This window comes from Citrobacter sp. W9, assembly GCF_026719375.1.
GTDB lineage: Bacteria > Pseudomonadota > Gammaproteobacteria > Enterobacterales > Enterobacteriaceae > Citrobacter > Citrobacter werkmanii.
In genome coordinates this window covers 37,847-56,259 of record NZ_JAPPTE010000008.1, presented here as the reverse complement: position 1 = coordinate 56,259, position 18,413 = coordinate 37,847, and the positions used below count along the sequence as shown (strand labels likewise).

Annotated in this window: 21 protein-coding genes; 11 read left to right on the top strand and 10 right to left on the bottom strand. The window is 51.1% G+C overall.

The features are described from left to right. Positions 1-73: 73 nt before the first annotated feature. Complete coding sequence (epmA, locus tag OOJ59_RS13460; RefSeq protein WP_003830517.1) at positions 74-1,051, bottom strand: elongation factor P--(R)-beta-lysine ligase; 978 nt, start codon at positions 1,049-1,051, stop codon at positions 74-76. Positions 1,052-1,375: 324 nt separating this feature from the next. On the opposite strand from epmA, the gene frdA reads away from it, so the two are divergent. Genes frdA through frdD form a run of 4 tightly spaced genes read left to right on the top strand, consistent with a single transcriptional unit; the run spans position 1,376 to position 4,666 of the window. Beyond that, entirely contained in the window at positions 1,376-3,166 is a 1,791-nt protein-coding gene (frdA, locus tag OOJ59_RS13455) for a fumarate reductase (quinol) flavoprotein subunit (RefSeq protein ID WP_038636496.1), read from the top strand. Beyond that, entirely contained in the window at positions 3,159-3,893 is a 735-nt protein-coding gene (frdB, locus tag OOJ59_RS13450; protein ID WP_121529862.1) for a fumarate reductase iron-sulfur protein, read from the top strand. The genes frdA and frdB overlap by 8 nt, the downstream gene beginning before the upstream one ends. A gap of 10 nt (positions 3,894-3,903) precedes the next feature. Then, positions 3,904-4,299 (top strand): fumarate reductase subunit FrdC, encoded by a 396-nt coding sequence (gene frdC, locus OOJ59_RS13445; RefSeq protein WP_006686290.1) that lies wholly within the window; start codon positions 3,904-3,906, stop codon positions 4,297-4,299. Between the two features lie 10 nt (positions 4,300-4,309). Beyond that, the gene (gene frdD / locus OOJ59_RS13440; protein ID WP_003025535.1) at positions 4,310-4,666 is read left to right on the top strand and encodes a fumarate reductase subunit FrdD; all 357 of its coding nucleotides are present in this window, start codon (positions 4,310-4,312) and stop codon (positions 4,664-4,666) included. A 41-nt stretch (positions 4,667-4,707) separates the two neighbouring features. Here frdD and ampR read toward each other — a convergent pair whose 3' ends face one another. Then, the gene (ampR, locus tag OOJ59_RS13435; RefSeq protein WP_069324727.1) at positions 4,708-5,583 is read right to left on the bottom strand and encodes a LysR family transcriptional regulator AmpR; all 876 of its coding nucleotides are present in this window, start codon (positions 5,581-5,583) and stop codon (positions 4,708-4,710) included. A 131-nt stretch (positions 5,584-5,714) separates the two neighbouring features. Between ampR and OOJ59_RS13430 the strand changes: the two genes are divergently transcribed. Next, complete coding sequence (locus tag OOJ59_RS13430; RefSeq protein ID WP_122630837.1) at positions 5,715-6,860, top strand: class C beta-lactamase CMY-159; 1,146 nt, start codon at positions 5,715-5,717, stop codon at positions 6,858-6,860. A 93-nt stretch (positions 6,861-6,953) separates the two neighbouring features. Continuing rightward, a complete protein-coding gene (locus tag OOJ59_RS13425) occupies positions 6,954-7,487 on the top strand; it encodes a lipocalin family protein (protein ID WP_038636486.1) in 534 nt (177 codons plus the stop codon). Here OOJ59_RS13425 and sugE read toward each other — a convergent pair. Then, entirely contained in the window at positions 7,484-7,801 is a 318-nt protein-coding gene (sugE, locus tag OOJ59_RS13420; protein ID WP_038642963.1) for a quaternary ammonium compound efflux SMR transporter SugE, read from the bottom strand. The genes OOJ59_RS13425 and sugE overlap by 4 nt on opposite strands. 256 nt (positions 7,802-8,057) lie before the next feature. Here sugE and OOJ59_RS13415 point away from each other — a divergent pair, with 256 nt between their 5' ends. Beyond that, positions 8,058-8,657, top strand: a complete 600-nt coding sequence (locus tag OOJ59_RS13415; RefSeq protein WP_085048476.1) for a helix-turn-helix transcriptional regulator — start codon at positions 8,058-8,060, stop codon at positions 8,655-8,657. Between the two features lie 30 nt (positions 8,658-8,687). Here OOJ59_RS13415 and ecnB read toward each other — a convergent pair whose 3' ends face one another. From ecnB to efp, 3 genes are all read right to left on the bottom strand, one after another. Next, complete coding sequence (gene ecnB, locus OOJ59_RS13410; protein WP_032940256.1) at positions 8,688-8,834, bottom strand: lipoprotein toxin entericidin B; 147 nt, start codon at positions 8,832-8,834, stop codon at positions 8,688-8,690. 107 nt (positions 8,835-8,941) lie between these two features. After that, complete coding sequence (gene ecnA, locus OOJ59_RS13405; protein WP_016151394.1) at positions 8,942-9,076, bottom strand: lipoprotein antitoxin entericidin A; 135 nt, start codon at positions 9,074-9,076, stop codon at positions 8,942-8,944. A gap of 57 nt (positions 9,077-9,133) precedes the next feature. Continuing rightward, positions 9,134-9,700 (bottom strand): elongation factor P, encoded by a 567-nt coding sequence (gene efp / locus OOJ59_RS13400; protein WP_006686282.1) that lies wholly within the window; start codon positions 9,698-9,700, stop codon positions 9,134-9,136. 41 nt (positions 9,701-9,741) lie between these two features. Between efp and epmB the strand changes: the two genes are divergently transcribed. Then, positions 9,742-10,770, top strand: coding sequence for an EF-P beta-lysylation protein EpmB (gene epmB, locus OOJ59_RS13395; protein ID WP_160955483.1), 1,029 nt, complete (start codon positions 9,742-9,744; stop codon positions 10,768-10,770). Positions 10,771-10,954: 184 nt separating this feature from the next. Beyond that, a complete protein-coding gene (gene yjeJ / locus OOJ59_RS13390) occupies positions 10,955-11,818 on the top strand; it encodes a YjeJ family protein (RefSeq protein ID WP_160955482.1) in 864 nt (287 codons plus the stop codon). A gap of 88 nt (positions 11,819-11,906) precedes the next feature. On the opposite strand, the gene OOJ59_RS13385 is transcribed toward yjeJ, so the two are convergent. The 3 genes from OOJ59_RS13385 to OOJ59_RS13375 form a co-directional block, all read right to left on the bottom strand. Continuing rightward, positions 11,907-12,260, bottom strand: coding sequence for a DUF4156 domain-containing protein (locus OOJ59_RS13385; RefSeq protein WP_038636474.1), 354 nt, complete (start codon positions 12,258-12,260; stop codon positions 11,907-11,909). Between the two features lie 251 nt (positions 12,261-12,511). After that, positions 12,512-14,158 (bottom strand): chaperonin GroEL, encoded by a 1,647-nt coding sequence (groL, locus tag OOJ59_RS13380; protein WP_006686275.1) that lies wholly within the window; start codon positions 14,156-14,158, stop codon positions 12,512-12,514. Positions 14,159-14,201: 43 nt separating this feature from the next. Next, positions 14,202-14,495, bottom strand: coding sequence for a co-chaperone GroES (locus tag OOJ59_RS13375; protein WP_000027827.1), 294 nt, complete (start codon positions 14,493-14,495; stop codon positions 14,202-14,204). A 274-nt stretch (positions 14,496-14,769) separates the two neighbouring features. Here OOJ59_RS13375 and yjeH point away from each other — a divergent pair, with 274 nt between their 5' ends. Further along, positions 14,770-16,035: an L-methionine/branched-chain amino acid transporter gene (gene yjeH, locus OOJ59_RS13370; RefSeq protein WP_038636468.1), complete on the top strand. Its 1,266-nt coding sequence runs from the start codon at positions 14,770-14,772 to the stop codon at positions 16,033-16,035. Positions 16,036-16,082: 47 nt separating this feature from the next. On the opposite strand, the gene OOJ59_RS13365 is transcribed toward yjeH, so the two are convergent. Beyond that, positions 16,083-16,559, bottom strand: coding sequence for an FxsA family protein (locus OOJ59_RS13365; RefSeq protein WP_006686272.1), 477 nt, complete (start codon positions 16,557-16,559; stop codon positions 16,083-16,085). A 337-nt stretch (positions 16,560-16,896) separates the two neighbouring features. Between OOJ59_RS13365 and aspA the strand changes: the two genes are divergently transcribed. After that, positions 16,897-18,333 carry an aspartate ammonia-lyase gene (aspA, locus tag OOJ59_RS13360; RefSeq protein WP_032940252.1) on the top strand — a complete coding sequence of 479 codons (1,437 nt, stop codon included), beginning with the start codon at positions 16,897-16,899 and terminating at the stop codon, positions 18,331-18,333. Positions 18,334-18,413 lie beyond the last annotated feature (80 nt).

The following is an 18,413-nucleotide window of genomic DNA, read 5'->3' as shown; positions in this document are numbered from 1 at the left end:
TATTAGAGGGTAAATGAAAAAATATGCTACAAAGTGGCTGTTTATCCGCCACTTTGTATGGAGAGAGCGTAAATTACGCGCGATCGACGGTAAATGCGATAACCTCAGCCAGGCTTTCCGCGCCCAGAGCCAGCATCACCAGACGGTCAACGCCGAGCGCCACGCCAGAGCAATCCGGCATGCCCACTTTTAACGCTTCAAGCAGGTTGGTATCGATAGGTTGCTGTGGCAGGCCACGCGCGGCACGTTTGCGGTTATCCTGTTCAAACCGTTGCTGCTGCTCGCGCGCGTCGGTCAACTCATGGAAACCATTCGCCAGCTCAATACCTTTGTAATACACCTCGAAACGCTCAGCCACGCGGTGATCTTCGGTACTGATTTGCGCCAATGATGCCTGGCTGGCGGGGAAATGATACACAAACGTCGGTTTGTCTTTGCCGATATGCGGCTCAACGCCCATCGTGAACAGCAGTTGCAGCAACGTATCCCGATCTTCTTCAGTATCGGCGATATTGCTGAGATCCAGCTTAGCCGCTACTTCCCGCAGTTGGGTTTTGTCTGCTGATAGTGGATCTATCTCCAGATGGCGCTGAAAGGCCTGCTGATAAGAAAGGCTTTCCGCCGGAGAGCAGTCCAGCACCTGCTGGAGCAAATCATCCACTTCATTCATCAGGCGATACATATCGTAGTGGGGACGATACCACTCGAGCATGGTGAACTCAGGGTTATGATGACGTCCCATCTCTTCATTGCGAAAGCTGCGGCACAGTTGATATACCGGGCCACATCCTGCCACCAGCAGGCGCTTCATGTGATATTCCGGACTGGTCATTAAATAGAGATTCATTCCCTGGGAATGTCCAGGGCCGACGAAACGTGTTTCGAACGGGAACAGATGGATGTCCGTTACCGTTGCCTGACTCATACAAGGGGTCTCAACCTCAAGCACGCCACGATCGGCAAAAAAGCGGCGAATCTCCGCTATAATTGCTGCACGTTTTAACAGATTGGGGATGGACGCGCTCGGCTGCCAGGTTGCCGTTTCGCTCATGGTTGTTTCTCCGATTTAAGACAAGGGCACGAAGTCTACTCGTATCGCGCTAACGAGACAAATTTCCCGCGGTAGTAATCAGCACTGGCAATCGGGTAAAAAAAGCGACATTGGGTGGTTTAGTAATTAAATTAATCAAATTCAATGATAATTCCCCCCTTTGACACGCTAAAAAAATCGAACACGTCAAATTTCCCGCACATCCCTAAGACTATACTATTGTACCTATAAAGGAGCAGTGGAAACGCGTTCATAACCTGTTTGAAGCCGATGAAGCATCTGAGTTCAGGCGGGGATGAAATAACAACAATCTGGAGGAATGTCGTGCAAACCTTTCAAGCCGATCTTGCCATTATAGGCGCCGGTGGCGCGGGATTACGTGCTGCAATTGCTGCCGCACAAGCAAATCCCAACGCTAAAATCGCACTGATCTCAAAAGTGTACCCAATGCGCAGCCATACCGTTGCTGCCGAAGGCGGCTCTGCTGCTGTCGCGCAGGATCATGACAGCTTTGACTACCATTTTCACGATACGGTAGCAGGCGGAGACTGGCTATGTGAGCAGGATGTCGTGGATTACTTTGTCCACCACTGCCCAACTGAAATGACGCAACTCGAACAATGGGGCTGCCCATGGAGCCGTCGTGAAGACGGTAGCGTCAACGTACGTCGCTTCGGCGGCATGAAAATCGAGCGTACCTGGTTTGCCGCGGATAAAACCGGCTTCCACATGCTGCATACGCTGTTCCAAACGTCTTTGCAGTTCCCACAGATTCAGCGCTTTGACGAACACTTCGTTCTCGATATCCTGGTTGACGATGGCCATGCTCGCGGCGTCGTCGCGATGAACATGATGGAAGGCACGCTGGTGCAGATCCGTGCTAACGCAGTGGTAATGGCAACGGGCGGCGCAGGTCGCGTTTACCGTTACAACACCAACGGCGGCATCGTAACCGGCGACGGTATGGGCATGGCGCTGAGCCACGGCGTTCCGCTGCGTGATATGGAATTCGTTCAGTATCACCCGACGGGTCTGCCAGGCTCCGGTATCCTGATGACTGAAGGCTGCCGTGGTGAAGGCGGTATTCTGGTCAACAAAAATGGCTACCGTTATCTGCAAGACTACGGCATGGGTCCGGAAACCCCACTGGGCGAGCCGAAAAACAAATATATGGAACTCGGTCCGCGCGACAAAGTTTCTCAGGCTTTCTGGCACGAATGGCGCAAAGGCAACACCATTTCCACTCCGCGTGGCGATGTGGTTCACCTCGACCTGCGTCACCTCGGCGAGAAAAAACTGCTCGAACGTTTACCGTTCATCTGCGAACTGGCGAAAGCCTACGTGGGTGTCGATCCGGTTAAAGAACCGATCCCGGTACGTCCGACCGCGCACTACACCATGGGCGGTATCGAAACCGATCAGCACTGTGAAACCCGCATTAAAGGTCTGTTCGCTGTCGGCGAATGTTCCTCTGTTGGTCTGCATGGCGCTAACCGTCTGGGCTCTAACTCCCTGGCGGAACTGGTGGTCTTCGGTCGTATGGCCGGCGAACAGGCTGCGGAACGTGCTGCAACGGCTGGCGCTGCAAACAGTGCCGCGCTTGATGCACAGGTTGCCGGTATTGAAAAACGTCTGAAAGATCTGGTTAACCAGGAAGGTAACGAAAACTGGTCTAAGATCCGTGACGAAATGGGGATCTCCATGGAAGAAGGTTGCGGTATCTACCGTACGCCGGAACTCATGCAGAAAACCGTTGATAAGCTGGCTGAGCTGCAGGAGCGCTTCAAGCGCGTGCGTATCACTGATACCTCCAGCGTCTTCAACACCGACCTGCTGTACACCATCGAACTGGGTCACGGTCTGAACGTTGCTGAATGTATGGCGCACTCCGCTCTGGCGCGTAAAGAATCCCGCGGCGCGCATCAGCGTCTGGATGAAGGCTGCACCGAGCGTGACGACGTGAACTTCCTCAAACACACCCTCGCCTTCCGCGATGCTGACGGCACGACTCGCCTGGAATACAGCGACGTGAAAATCACCACTCTGCCACCGGCTAAACGTGTTTACGGTGGCGAAGCGGAAGCAGCCGATAAGAAGGAGAAGGCGAATGGCTGAGATGAAAAACCTGAAAGTTGAGGTGGTGCGCTATAACCCGGAAACCGATACCGCGCCGCACAGTGCTTTCTACGAAGTTCCTTACGATGAAACCACGTCTCTGCTCGATGCGTTGGGCTACATCAAGGATAACCTGGCGCCAGACCTGAGCTATCGCTGGTCCTGCCGTATGGCAATCTGCGGCTCCTGCGGCATGATGGTCAACAACGTGCCGAAGCTGGCGTGCAAAACCTTCCTGCGTGATTACACCAACGGTATGAAGGTTGAAGCGCTGGGCAACTTCCCGATTGAGCGCGATCTGATCGTCGATATGACGCACTTTATCGAAAGCCTGGAAGCGATCAAACCGTACATCATCGGTAACCCGCGTACACCGGATCAGGGTCCAAACACCCAGACTCCGGCGCAGATGGCGAAGTATCATCAGTTCTCCGGTTGCATCAACTGTGGTCTGTGCTACGCCGCGTGCCCGCAGTTCGGCCTGAACCCTGAGTTCATTGGACCGGCTGCGATTACGCTGGCGCATCGTTACAACGAAGATAGCCGCGACCACGGTAAGAAAGAGCGTATGGCTCAATTGAATAGCCCGAACGGCGTCTGGAGTTGTACTTTCGTGGGCTACTGCTCCGAAGTCTGCCCGAAACACGTCGATCCGGCTGCGGCCATTCAGCAGGGTAAAGTTGAAAGTTCAAAAGACTTTCTTATCGCAACCCTGAAACCACGCTAAGGAGTGCAACATGACGACTAAACGCAACGCCTATGTGCGGCCAATGACGTCCACCTGGTGGAAGAAACTGCCGTTTTATCGCTTTTACATGCTGCGTGAAGGCACAGCCGTTCCGGCTGTCTGGTTCAGTATTGAACTGATCTTCGGCCTGTTTGCGCTTAAGCACGGTGTGGAATCCTGGGCTGGCTTTGTCGGGTTCCTGCAGAACCCGGTGGTGGTGATCCTTAACATCATCGCCCTGGCAGCCGCGCTGCTGCATACCAAGACCTGGTTTGAGCTGGCGCCGAAAGCGGCCAACATCATCGTAAAAGACGAAAAAATGGGACCAGAGCCAATCATCAAAGGGCTTTGGGCGGTTACTGTGGTTGCGACAGTAGTAATACTGTTTGTTGCCCTGTTCTGGTAAGGAGTCCGGAATGATTAATCCAAATCCAAAACGCTCTGACGAACCCGTATTCTGGGGCCTGTTTGGTGCAGGCGGTATGTGGAGCGCAATCATTGCGCCGGTGATGATTCTGCTGGTAGGCATTATGCTGCCGCTGGGCTTTGTTCCTGATGCCTTCAGCTATGAACGCGTCCTGGCATTCGCTCAGAGCTTTATCGGTCGCGCATTCCTGTTCCTGATGATCGTCCTGCCGCTGTGGTGCGGTTTACACCGTATGCATCACGCGATGCATGACCTGAAAATCCACGTGCCTGCTGGCAAATGGGTATTCTACGGACTGGCAGCTATCCTGACCGTTGTAACGGCCATTGGTATCCTGACCATCTAATTGCATGCGTTAACTATCAGGCCCGCCATTGGCGGGCCTTTTTATTTGTGCAGAGCCCCAGCCAACCAACGGGAAAACTCACGCATTGCAGATGTCTCCGGTCGGGATTGCAAACGCGTTATCCAATAGCTCCCCAGATCAATCTGCGTTAGAAACGGTTGAACGATACGTTCACTACCAAGCAGATGAGTGAACATTCTTACCGGGGCAATCGCCACCCCGATCCCCGCCTGCGCGGCCTCCAGCATTGTGACGGACGAATCAAACACCACCACGTTGTGCGTCGGTGACGGAGGCGCTTCTCCGGCGGCCTGCATCCAAAGCGTCCACTCATCTCGCCGATAAGAGCGTAATAACGGGAATTTCAGGAGGTCTGCAGGTACCTTGATCTGTGCGGCTAATTCTGGCGAGCAAAGCGGGGACATCAGCGCGCTACACAAATATTGTGCATCGGTATCGTGCCAGGCACCTCCTCCGTAGCGAATGGTATAGTCCAGTCCCTCGGCGGCGGGATCCACGCGGTTATTGTGGGTGGAAATATGCAAATCAATATGCGGATAACTACGCTTAAAGTCGCTGAGCAGAGGAAAAAGACAACCGACCGCAAAGGTCCCCACCACTCCGATTTTAAGTTTTTCCTGGGTTTTTTTAGTAGCAAAACGATCCAGCATCCCCGCCATACGATCGAAAGAATCATTAAGTACAGGTAACAGACTTTCCCCTTCTGTCGTCAGCATTAACCCACGGGAGCCGCGCACAAACAGCTGACAATTTAGCTGCTGTTCCAGCGCTTTGACATGCTGGCTGATGGCAGAATGCGTCACGTTGAGCTCAATCGCAGCGCGGGTAAAGCTAAGGTGTCTGGCCGCGGCTTCAAAAGCTCGCAGTGAGTTAAGAGGAATATAGCTACGCGTCATCATCCGGCCTGTTAGAAAAACTTATATCTGCTGCTAAATTTAACCGTTTGTCAACACACTGCAACTCAAACAAACTGATTGCGTCTGACGGGCCCGGACACCCTTTCGCTTTTTATTACGGAACTGATTTCATGATGAAAAAATCGTTATGCTGCGCGTTGCTGCTGACAGCCTCTTTCTCCACGTTTGCCGCCGCAAAAACAGAACAACAGATTGCCGATATCGTAAACCGTACCATCACACCGCTGATGCAAGAACAGGCTATTCCGGGTATGGCCGTAGCAATTATCTACCAGGGAAAACCCTATTACTTTACCTGGGGGAAAGCCGATATCGCCAATGACCGCCCCGTCACCCGGCAAACGCTGTTTGAGCTTGGATCGGTAAGTAAGACGTTTAACGGTGTGCTGGGCGGCGATGCTATCGCCCGTGGTGAAATTAAGCTCAGCGATCCGGTCACCCAATACTGGCCCGAATTAACTGGCAAACAATGGCAGGGTATCAGCCTGCTGCACCTGGCCACCTATACGGCGGGTGGTCTGCCGCTTCAGGTACCTGACGACGTTACAGATAAAGCGGCATTACTGCGCTTTTATCAAAACTGGCAGCCGCAATGGGTCCCGGGAGCTAAACGCCTGTATGCTAACTCCAGTATTGGTCTGTTTGGCGCACTGGCGGTGAAACCTTCAGGAATAGGCTATGAAGAGGCGATGACCAAACGCGTCCTGCAACCATTAAAACTGGCGCATACCTGGATTACGGTTCCACAGAGCGAACAAAAGGATTATGCCTGGGGTTATCGCGAAGGGAAGCCCGTGCACGTATCTCCGGGTCAGCTTGATGCCGAAGCCTACGGGGTGAAATCCAGCCTTGTCGATATGACTCGTTGGGTTCAGGCCAACATGGACGCCAGCCAGGTGCAGGAGAAAACGCTCCGACAGGGAATTGAAATTGCACAGGCTCGTTACTGGCATATTGGCGACATGTACCAGGGATTAGGTTGGGAGATGCTGAACTGGCCGGTGAATGCCGACTCGATAATCAACGGTAGCGACAGTAAAGTCGCGTTAGCGGCGCTTCCCGTCGTTGAGGTCAATCCGCCCGCCCCTGCAGTGAAAGCCTCATGGGTGCACAAAACCGGCTCCACTGGCGGATTTGGCAGCTACGTTGCGTTCGTTCCGGAAAAAAATCTCGGCATCGTGATGCTGGCAAACAAAAGCTACCCAAACCCTGCTCGCGTCGAGGCCGCCTGGCGTATTCTTGAAAAACTGCAGTAACTGACGATGAGGTCCGCTATAGCGGACCTCGTTTCTTCCTCTTCTTTTCCTGCTGTCATCTACACTTAACAAAAAAACAGTAAGGAAAATCTTATGCGCATTCTGCCCGTCGTTGCTGCAGTTACCGCTGCATTTCTGGTTGTCGCCTGCAGTTCCCCTACACCGCCAAAAGGCGTTACCGTTGTGAATAACTTTGACGCCAAACGCTATCTCGGTACCTGGTATGAAATTGCACGTTTAGACCATCGCTTCGAACGTGGACTGGAAAAAGTGACCGCAACGTATAGCTTGCGCGACGACGGCGGTATCAACGTGATCAATAAGGGCTATAACCCGGACAGAGGGATGTGGCAAAAAACGGAGGGTAAAGCCTATTTCACCGGCGACCCAAATCGGGCGGCGCTCAAGGTGTCATTCTTCGGCCCCTTCTATGGTGGGTATAACGTGATTGCGCTCGACCGGGAATATCGCCACGCGCTGGTGTGTGGTCCGGATCGCGATTACCTGTGGATCCTTTCACGGACCCCCACCATTTCAGATGAAATGAAGCAGCAAATGTTGGCTATCGCGACCCGGGAAGGGTTTGACGTCAATAAACTGATTTGGGTGAAACAGCCTGGTGCTTAGTGAGTGCTCAGCTTCAGACCAATAATGCCAGCCACAATCAGCCCCAGACTCAGCAAACGCGCCGGACTGGCAGATTCACCCAACAGCAGAATCCCGGTAATGGCCGCCCCGACGGCGCCAATACCGGTCCAGACGGCATAGGCGGTCCCAACTGGCAAGGTGCGCATCGCCCAGGAGAGCATGGCGATACTGACGATCATCGCGACAATGGTGATAATGCTTGGCGTCAGACGAGTGAAGCCGTGGGTGTATTTCAGGCCAATCGCCCAAACAACTTCGAGCAAACCGGCAATTAATAAAATGATCCAGGACATATGAGGCTCCAGAACAATGGGGCCGTCCCCGGTGAAAGAAGCGTTTGCAGGTCGTCCTGCAAAGCTGGTGTGTGAAATGGCATTTTTGCCCGACAGAAAATGAATTTCAACCTTTTTATTCACCGTCTGTTAAAAGCAAGAATTAAGCATAATTTGCGGCGTAGTTCCCGCATTTGGCACTCATCGGAGTTCTCTATGATGAAGGGCTTTCTGAAATCAGAAAGTCGATTGCCCCTCTTCTGAATGCGAAAAGTTTATGCTTAAAATTTTAGTGATTGACCGATGCCACTTTACCCGCACAGGGATTGAGGCCTTGCTTAATCATTCTGGCAGGTTCAGCTCCTCATTTCTGGTATCAGGAATTAATAATCTTCTGTTGGCAAAAGAGCATATTTTGCAGTGGAAACCACATCTGGTCATTGCGGATTTATACAGTTTTATTAGCGAGGCGCATTCCACTCCGCCAGTTAAGCCCTTTTTCATGAGCTGTGGCGTCATCCCGTTGATTTTACTGCAATCAGCGGACAGACAGCACACATCCATCCCGACTTCTCAAGCCATCGCTCATTCGGTATTAACCAAACACACCTCGCTAAACACACTCACACACACGATTCAGGAAGCGCTACAAGATCGCCCCACATTAGCATTAGCCGAAAACCCGACGCCACTGCTGACGCCGCAGGAGGAGAAAGTATTGTCAATGTGGATGGATGGCGTGAGCAACAGTGCGATAGCCGCCACGCTCAGCATTCATGGCAAAACGGTGTATACCTATAAACGAAATATTCGTATGAAGCTTCATCTGGGGAACCGCTTCTCACCGTTTCTCTCGCTCCCGCATAAGGAGAGTTAACGGTACGACCCGGCGTCGTACCGTTGAGCGTTATTGCTGAGCTTTTGTCGCTGCACCAGAAATAGCGTTACCACCGTCAGAAATATCCTCCCCTACGCCTCGCGTGGTATTACACGCGGTTAATACGGAAGAAAGTACCAACACAGAAAAGATCGCAGCAATTGTCTTCTTAATCATAACGTCTTCCTTTTCTAGCCAATATTGTTTGTGTATAGCTACTTAATAATAGACAAGATCCGGAAGTGTGATGGATAAACAATCGTTTTTCAGATTATGTGAGAAGTTTAACTGGCGGCGTGAGAGATTGAATTGCCGAGGTGTTTGATGTCTTCACCGAAGCCGCGCGCGGTATTACAGCCCGCCAGTAGGGTGCTGGTGAAAAGGATTAGCATTACAAGACTGAGAAGACGTTTCATCATTCCTGCCCTGGAAAAAGTATGGCGCAGCAACCTGCGCCACAAGATCAAATAAGTGTTTTATTTTACGCGGGAAACGTATTCGCCTGAGCGAGTATCCACTTTGATCACTTCGCCGATCTGTACGAACAGCGGAACTTTAACGACTGCGCCGGTAGACAGAGTAGCCGGTTTGCCGCCAGTACCAGCGGTATCGCCTTTCAGACCTGGGTCGGTTTCAATGACTTCCAGCTCAACGAAGTTCGGCGGGGTCACGGAGATCGGCTGACCGTTCCACAGGGTCACGATGCATTCAGCCTGGTCCAGCAGCCATTTAGCGTTATCGCCTACCGCTTTTTCATCTGCAGCCAGCTGTTCGAAAGTGGTGTTGTTCATGAAGTGCCAGAATTCACCGTCGCTATACAAGAAGGTCAGGTTCATGTCGGCTACATCTGCGCCTTCGGCAGAGTCGGTAGACTTGAAGGTTTTCTCTACGCGAGTACCGGTCAGCAGGCGACGCAGCTTAACGCGCGCAAACGCCTGGCCTTTACCTGGTTTAACGAATTCGCTGGCTTCAACCGCATACGGTTCGCCGTCCAACATGATTTTAAGACCAGCACGAAAATCGTTGCTATAGTACGTTGCCATAAGGCCCTCTGAAAATTGTTAACTGGTAGCTAAGCCACAAAATGGCGCATATTGTAACCCTAAATACCCCATCCAGAGAAGATTGGTTATCGCAACTTGCCGATGTTGTGACCGATCCCGATGAACTTCTGCATCTTTTGAATATAGACGCAGATGAAAAACTGTTGGCCGGACGCGACGCGAGACGACTTTTCGCCCTGCGCATACCACGCGCGTTTATTGCGCGCATGGAGAAAGGCAATCCGAGCGATCCGCTTCTGCGTCAGGTACTTACCGCCGAGGAAGAGTTTGTTGCGGCGCCAGGCTACTCGACCGATCCGCTGGAGGAACAACACAGTGTGGTTCCTGGCCTGCTGCATAAATATCGCAACCGGGCGCTGCTGCTGGTCAAAGGCGGCTGCGCGGTAAATTGTCGTTATTGCTTCCGCCGACACTTCCCGTACGCCGAAAATCAGGGCAACAAGCGCAACTGGCAGGTCGCTCTGGACTACATTACTGCCCATCCTGAGTTAGATGAGGTAATCTTCTCCGGCGGCGATCCGTTGATGGCCAAGGATCACGAACTGGACTGGCTGCTCACGCAACTGGAAACCATTCCACACATTAAGCGTCTGCGCATTCACAGCCGTTTACCGATTGTGATCCCTGCGCGCATTACCGAAGGGCTGACCGAGCGTTTTGCTCACTCTTCATTGCAAATTCTGCTGGTCAATCATATTAACCATGCCAATGAAGTTGATGAGACGTTTCGCCAGGCGATGCTCAGACTACGCAAAGTAGGCGTCACGCTACTCAATCAAAGCGTATTGCTACGGGGTGTTAACGATAACGCCCAAACCCTGGCCGACCTTAGTAACGCACTGTTTGATGCGGGTGTTATGCCCTATTACCTGCACGTACTGGATAAAGTGCAGGGTGCCGCCCACTTTATGGTCAGCGACGACGAAGCACGTCAGATTGTGCGTGAACTGCTGACGCTGGTTTCCGGTTATATGGTCCCTAAACTGGCGCGAGAAATTGGCGGAGAACCCAGTAAAACGCCGTTGGATCTGCAATTACGCCAGCAATAATGCTTATTGAGTGTCCGATTATGGACACTCACTACCAATCCCGAGTATTTAATATCCGTGCAGGTGGAGTCGCACTTTTAATATGTGCTATTTTAACTGGTACTGTGCAACAACTCATTTGCAAAATTTATAAATTAATAAAAATATAAATTCCCAATAAATATATGGTTAGGGAGAACCCTGGATGGCTATTAGTATTAAGGGTATTAATACCGGTGTTATTCGTCAGAAGAATGAATTTATTGCTCTGGCACTCAAGATCAAAGAACCAAGAAATAAAGAGTCACTGTTTTTCCTCTCACCGCTGGGGCTAAGAGATCTGCTTATCGCTCTGGAGAGCAGACTCCATGCGAAGCACCAGCTTAGCCAAGAAGCGCGTTTGCGATATGAAAAAGAACGCGACAAAGCCAGTAAAAAGATGCACGAGAATATCCCTTTAATTCAGGAAGATGAGTTAAAAAATGCAGATATAAACCGTCGAATCAATTCTCTGGTGTTAGTGGATGATAAAGGAGAAAGCTTAGCATTTTCTCTGACACTGCATAACGGACAAATCCACGAATTATTGATTAATGAACTGCAGATCCAGGTATTAGCCTATGCAATCATTCATGCAATAAAAAATGCTGGCATGCAGGAATTAGCGCTAAGAATGACATCGCTGCTGGATTTCCTGCCGCTGTACGATGTTGACTACCAGCAAAACGATAATCTTGAATATGATTCATATACACAACCAGAATGGAAACATAACCTGTTTAACCATTACCTGGCGATTATCTACCGCTATAAGGATGAAAAGGGTAAAGCTCAATTCTGTGGCTCAGTAGTGAAAACTCGCGCCCTTTCCGGCAGTAAAGAAGCTGAGGCCATTACCCGACGCCTTCTGGACTTCAGCCCACGACTGAAAAAACTTGCAGGTGTCCCGTGCCAGGTGTTTGTCAAAACATTGACGGGAGATAAAACCCAAAAGCTCAATCAGGATCAGTGTTTGCGCGCGCTACATCATTTACGCGTTCAGTCTGCGCATAAAGCTCAGAATGCCTGATGGCGCTGCGCTTATCAGGCCTACGATCATTTATACCGTAGGCCGGATAAGACGCTTTAGCGTCGCCATCCGGCATCAACAGCTTTTATCAGTTTGGGCACTTATAAACCTGACCATTCATCTCACTGGCGGTAGGAACAAAACTGGACAGCATTCCCTGTGATGGGCTGCTGACGCCGTAAATTACGTTACCCCCCATTGCTGCGGCCTGGTTACGCAGATCGTTCGCTGCGCCACGCATAGACCCACCCTCTTCGCCATGCTGACCAGAAAGCCAGTTGCTCTGCGTACCGGTTGCAGTGCCAATCAGCTGGCACTCTGCGCCTGGCTTGTCTTCGACAAAGCGTACGTTTTGTCCGGCTGAACTCAGTTCGTTGCTGGAGCTACAACCCGCCATCAGTAGCGCGGCACCAACGATCCCTGCTAAATATTTCACGTGCATGTCATTCCCCATAATCAATTAGTTGGACGTTATGTCCGTAGCTGAATCATATACTAAAAAGATGACCAAAAGAAAAACCCCCAGACATTTCTGCCCGGGGGTTTCTCATTTTTCGCGAGAGGCGTATTTAATCAAATAATTCAAGTTGCAGGCAGGCGGCAAGTTCATGAACCCCAGGAGCTTACATAAGTAAGTGACTGGGGTGAACGAACGCAGCCAACGAACCTACGGCTTGAAGTATGAAGATTAAATTACATCATGCCGCCCATTCCACCCATGCCGCCCATACCACCAGCAGCACCTAAGTCAGGCGCATCGCCTTTCGGCAGATCGGTAACCATGCACTCGGTGGTGATCATCAGACCCGCAACAGAAGCTGCATACTGCAGAGCAGAACGCGTTACTTTGGTTGGATCCAGGATACCCATGTCGATCATGTTGCCGTATTCTTCAGTTGCAGCGTTGTAACCGTAGTTACCGTCACCCGCTTTCACGGTGTTAGCCACTACAGACGGCTCTTCGCCGCAGTTCAGAACGATTTGACGCAGCGGAGCTTCCATTGCGCGCAGCGCAACTTTGATACCGACGTTCTGGTCTTCGTTCTGACCTTTCAGGCCGGCAATTTTGGACGCTACGCGAATCAGCGCAACACCACCACCAGCAACCACGCCTTCTTCTACCGCAGCACGGGTTGCGTGCAGGGCATCTTCAACGCGGGCTTTCTTCTCTTTCATTTCAACTTCAGTCGCAGCACCAACTTTGATTACCGCAACGCCGCCTGCCAGTTTCGCTACGCGCTCCTGCAGTTTTTCACGGTCGTAGTCTGAAGTAGCTTCTTCGATCTGCTGACGAATCTGAGTCACACGACCCTGGATTGCCGCTTCATCGCCCACGCCATCAATGATGGTGGTGGTGTCTTTATTGATAACAACGCGTTTTGCCTGACCCAGATCTTCCAGAGTGGCTTTTTCCAGTTCCATACCGATCTCTTCAGAGATAACGGTACCACCGGTCAGGGTAGCGATATCCTGCAGCATCGCTTTACGACGATCGCCGAAGCCAGGTGCTTTAACAGCAGCCACTTTCACGATACCGCGCATGGTGTTAACAACCAGAGTTGCCAGCGCTTCGCCTTCAACATCTTCTGCGATGATCAGCAGCGGTTTGCCTGCTTTCGCGACAGCTTCCAGAACCGGCAGCATTTCGCGGATGTTGGAGATTTTCTTATCAGCCAGCAGGATGAACGGGCTTTCCAGTTCAACAGCGCCAGTTTCCGGCTTGTTGATGAAGTAAGGAGACAGGTAGCCACGGTCGAACTGCATACCTTCAACCACGTCCAGTTCGTCCTGCAGACCGGTACCGTCTTCAACGGTGATCACGCCTTCTTTACCGACTTTGTCCATCGCTTCTGCGATCAGTTTACCTACGGTTTCGTCGGAGTTAGCGGAGATGGTACCAACCTGAGCGATTGCTTTAGAGTCAGAGCACGGTACGGACAGCGCTTTCAGTTCTTCAACGGCAGCAGCGACAGCTTTGTCGATACCACGTTTCAGATCCATTGGGTTCATACCCGCAGCAACAGCTTTCAGACCTTCAGTAATGATGGACTGAGCCAGTACGGTCGCGGTGGTGGTACCGTCGCCTGCAGCGTCATTCGCTTTAGAGGCAACTTCTTTCACCATCTGCGCACCCATGTTTTCGAACTTGTCTTCCAGTTCGATTTCACGTGCTACGGAAACACCATCTTTAGTGATGGTCGGTGCACCGAAAGATTTATCCAGAACTACGTTACGGCCTTTTGGACCGAGGGTAACTTTCACTGCATCTGCCAGTACGTTTACGCCGCGCAGCATTTTCACACGAGCGTCGTTACCGAATTTTACGTCTTTAGCTGCCATTTTCTCTTTCCCTTAAATTCGTATGTTCAGTGTCGTTCGCGGATTAGGCTTCAACAATTGCCAGGATGTCACTTTCAGACATGATCAACACTTCTTCATTGTCGATCTTCTCAGATTTAACACCGTAGCCATCGTTGAAAATAACGATATCGCCGACTTTCACGTCCAGCGGCTGTACGGTACCGTTGTCCAGGATGCGACCCTTACCGACAGCGATGATTTCGCCACGAGTTGATTTACCTGCTGCAGAACCGGTCAGTACGATGCCGCCAGCAGATTTGGATTCAACTTCTTTACGTTTGACGATCACACGATCATGTAACGGACGAATACTCATTGATAGCTCTCCTTTGAGAAAGTCTTTATCAGTTATGGGTGACGCCGGCCCGTAAACGGTTTCCCGGCTAGTGACCAGAGAGATGGGGATGGGCTTTTGTGCCTTCAAGGGGGCAAGCGAAAAAAATTTTTTATCAGCAGAAAATCCCGTCAAAACACCGACACGCCTCACATTTCATAACGATTTCAGTCACGTCGTCATAAGCAAATCCGATTGTGATACCATCAAAATCTGCGCTGTAGCCCGGTCAATGGGCATAACCGGATAACAACTTATGAGCGGACTGAAACAAGAGCTGGGACTGGCTCAGGGCGTTGGCCTGTTGTCGACATCATTATTAGGTACAGGCGTTTTTGCCGTCCCCGCGCTGGCTGCGCTGGTCGCTGGCAACAACAGTCTTTGGGCCTGGCCGGTGCTGATTGTTTTAGTCTTTCCCGTGGCGATTGTCTTTGCCGTGCTCGGCCGCCATTTCCCCAGCGCGGGCGGCGTGGCGCATTTTGTCGGTATGGCCTTTGGTTCGCGGCTGGAGCGCGTCACCGGATGGCTGTTTTTGTCGGTAATCCCGGTTGGCTTGCCTGCGGCATTACATATTGCCGCAGGATTCGGCCAGGCGATGTTTGGCTGGCATGACGAGCAGCTTCTGCTGGCAGAACTCGGTACACTGGCGTTGGTCTGGTACATAGGCTCCCGCGGCGCCAGCTCCAGCGCTAACCTACAAACGGTCATTGCCGGGCTGATCGTGGCCCTGATTGTCGCCATCTGGTGGGCGGGCGATCTAAAACCCAGTGAAATCCCCTTCCCTGCAATTAGCGAAATTGAGCTTCCCGGACTGTTCGCGGCCCTGTCAGTGATGTTCTGGTGCTTTGTCGGTCTTGAAGCATTTGCCCACCTGGCCTCTGAATTTAAAAATCCGGAGCGAGACTTCCCGCGCGCGCTAATGATCGGTCTACTGCTGGCAGGTTCTGTCTACTGGGCATGCACCGTCGTCGTCCTCCATTTTGGCGCTTATGGCGAGAAAATGGCGGCGGCGGCATCACTGCCAGAAATTGTTGTACAGCTGTTTGGCGTACAGGCACTGTGGGTCGCCTGCATTATTGGTTATCTGGCCTGCTTTGCCAGTCTCAACATTTATATTCAAAGTTTCGCCCGGCTGGTCTGGTCGCAAGCACAATACAAGCCGGGGAGTTATCTGGCGCGTCTTTCCCCTCGTCACCTTCCGCGCAATGCGCTGAACGCCGTGCTAGGTTGCTGCGTGGTCAGTACTTTGTGCATCTATATGCTGCAAATCAATCTCGATGCGTTAATCGTCTACGCTAACGGCATCTTTATTATGATTTATCTGCTGTGCATGCTGGCAGGTTGTCGATTACTGAAAGGACACTATCGCGCATTGGCGATCGTTGGCGGTTTGCTATGTCTGCTATTGCTGGCGATGGTGGGTTGGAAGAGCCTGTATGCGCTGATTATGCTGGCTGCGCTGTGGTTATTTTTACCCGGCAGGCCGGATAAGTCGACGCTGACGCCATCATCCGGCATATGAACACGTGCCGGATGGCGCTAACGCTTATCCGGCCTACATACTGATGCTTAATCCCGACGATCGTCTTTATGTTCGATACTGTCACGATGCTCGTCTTTGCGCTGGAACTCACCGTCAAAGGTCTCGCCCCCACCCGTTCCGGCGCTAAAACCACCGCCGGGCATACGAGAAAAACGCAAATGTGGCAGCAGTTTCATCGTCAGATGCTTCTGCACCGGGGGTAATAAAAGAAGAAGACCAAGGAAATCGGTGAAAAAACCCGGCAGCACTAATAGCAGACCGGCAATAATCAGCGAAACGCTCTTGATCATTTCTGCAGCCGGGCTTTCACCTGCCGCCATTTTTTGTTGCATCAGTAAAAAGTTCTTAAATCCCTGATTACGAACCAGAGACATCCCGATAACCGACGTAAAAATAACCAAAATCAGGGTCATCAGAACACCCAACACATGGGCAACCTGAATAAAAATAGATATCTCTATGTAAACATAGAGAAAAATGGCAAGTAATGGTATCCAGCGCAAAGGGGACTCCTGTTAATAACAGGCGTTTTGTACAACGTCTGTTCAAAAATTATGTGACTCGCATCAGTCAGATATTGAGGTGGTTAGCAAAATTTCAAGTCGCTTGTACACTAATATTTAGTGTTAATCCTAAAGGGGTGATCTATTTCACAGAATAATAAATAAGGGGTAAATTCCACGCTTTAAGTGATCCAGATTACGGTAGAAATCCTGAACCAGCATATGATCTCGGGTATCAGACCGATGCAGGGGATAATCGTCGGTCGAGAAACAATCGAAATCACATATATCCTGTGTGTTTAGTCAAATCATTGGCAGCTTGAAAAAGAAGGTTCACATGTTAAACAACATTCGTATCGAAGAAGACTTGTTGGGTACCAGGGAAGTTCCAGCGGACGCTTACTATGGTGTTCACACTCTGAGAGCGATTGAAAACTTCTACATTAGCAACAACAAAATCAGCGACATTCCTGAATTTGTTCGCGGCATGGTAATGGTGAAAAAGGCAGCGGCGATGGCCAACAAAGAGCTGCAAACCATTCCTAAAAGTGTGGCAAATGCCATCATCGCGGCGTGTGATGAAGTCCTGAATAACGGAAAATGCATGGATCAGTTCCCGGTAGACGTTTACCAGGGTGGTGCGGGTACCTCCGTCAACATGAACACCAACGAAGTGCTGGCCAATATCGGTCTGGAACTGATGGGTCACCAGAAAGGTGAATATCAGTACCTGAACCCGAACGACCACGTTAACAAATGTCAGTCTACCAACGACGCATACCCAACCGGTTTCCGTATCGCGGTATACGCATCCATCATCAAACTGATTGATGCTCTGAACCAGCTGCGTGAAGGCTTCGAGAAAAAAGCCGATGAATTCCAGGACATCCTGAAAATGGGTCGTACCCAGTTGCAGGATGCTGTGCCGATGACCCTCGGTCAGGAATTCCGTGCTTTCAGCATCCTGCTGAAAGAAGAAGTGAAAAACATTGGGCGTACTGCAGAGCTGCTGCTGGAAGTTAACCTCGGCGCAACGGCAATCGGTACGGGTCTGAACACACCGAAAGAATACTCTCCGTTGGCAGTGAAAAAACTGGCTGAAGTTACCGGTTTTGCCTGTGTTCCTGCAGAAGACCTGATTGAAGCAACTTCTGACTGCGGCGCATACGTTATGGTGCATGGCGCACTGAAACGTCTGGCTGTGAAGATGTCCAAAATCTGTAACGACCTGCGTTTGCTCTCCTCTGGTCCACGTGCCGGCCTGAACGAGATCAACCTGCCGGAACTGCAGGCTGGCTCTTCCATCATGCCAGCTAAAGTGAACCCGGTTGTTCCGGAAGTCGTAAACCAGGTGTGCTTTAAAGTCATCGGTAACGACATCACAGTCACCATGGCGTCTGAAGCAGGTCAGCTGCAGCTGAACGTTATGGAGCCAGTAATCGGCCAGGCAATGTTCGAATCCATTCACATTCTGAGCAACGCTTGCTACAACCTGTTGGAAAAATGCGTTAGCGGCATTACTGCTAACAAAGAAGTGTGCGAAGCATTCGTATACAACTCTATCGGTATCGTTACTTACCTCAACCCGTTCATCGGCCACCACAACGGCGACATCGTTGGTAAAATTTGTGCCGAAACCGGTAAGAGCGTACGTGAAGTTGTCCTCGAGCGCGGCCTGTTGACCGAAGCCGAACTGGACGATATCTTCTCAGTACAGAACCTGATGCACCCGGCTTATAAAGCAAAACGTTATACTGATGAAAGCGAGCAGTAATCGTGTAGGGTAGTACCAGAGAAGGCACGTCAGATGACGTGCCTTTTTTCTTGCACGAAGTTACTTAAAAACAACAATTT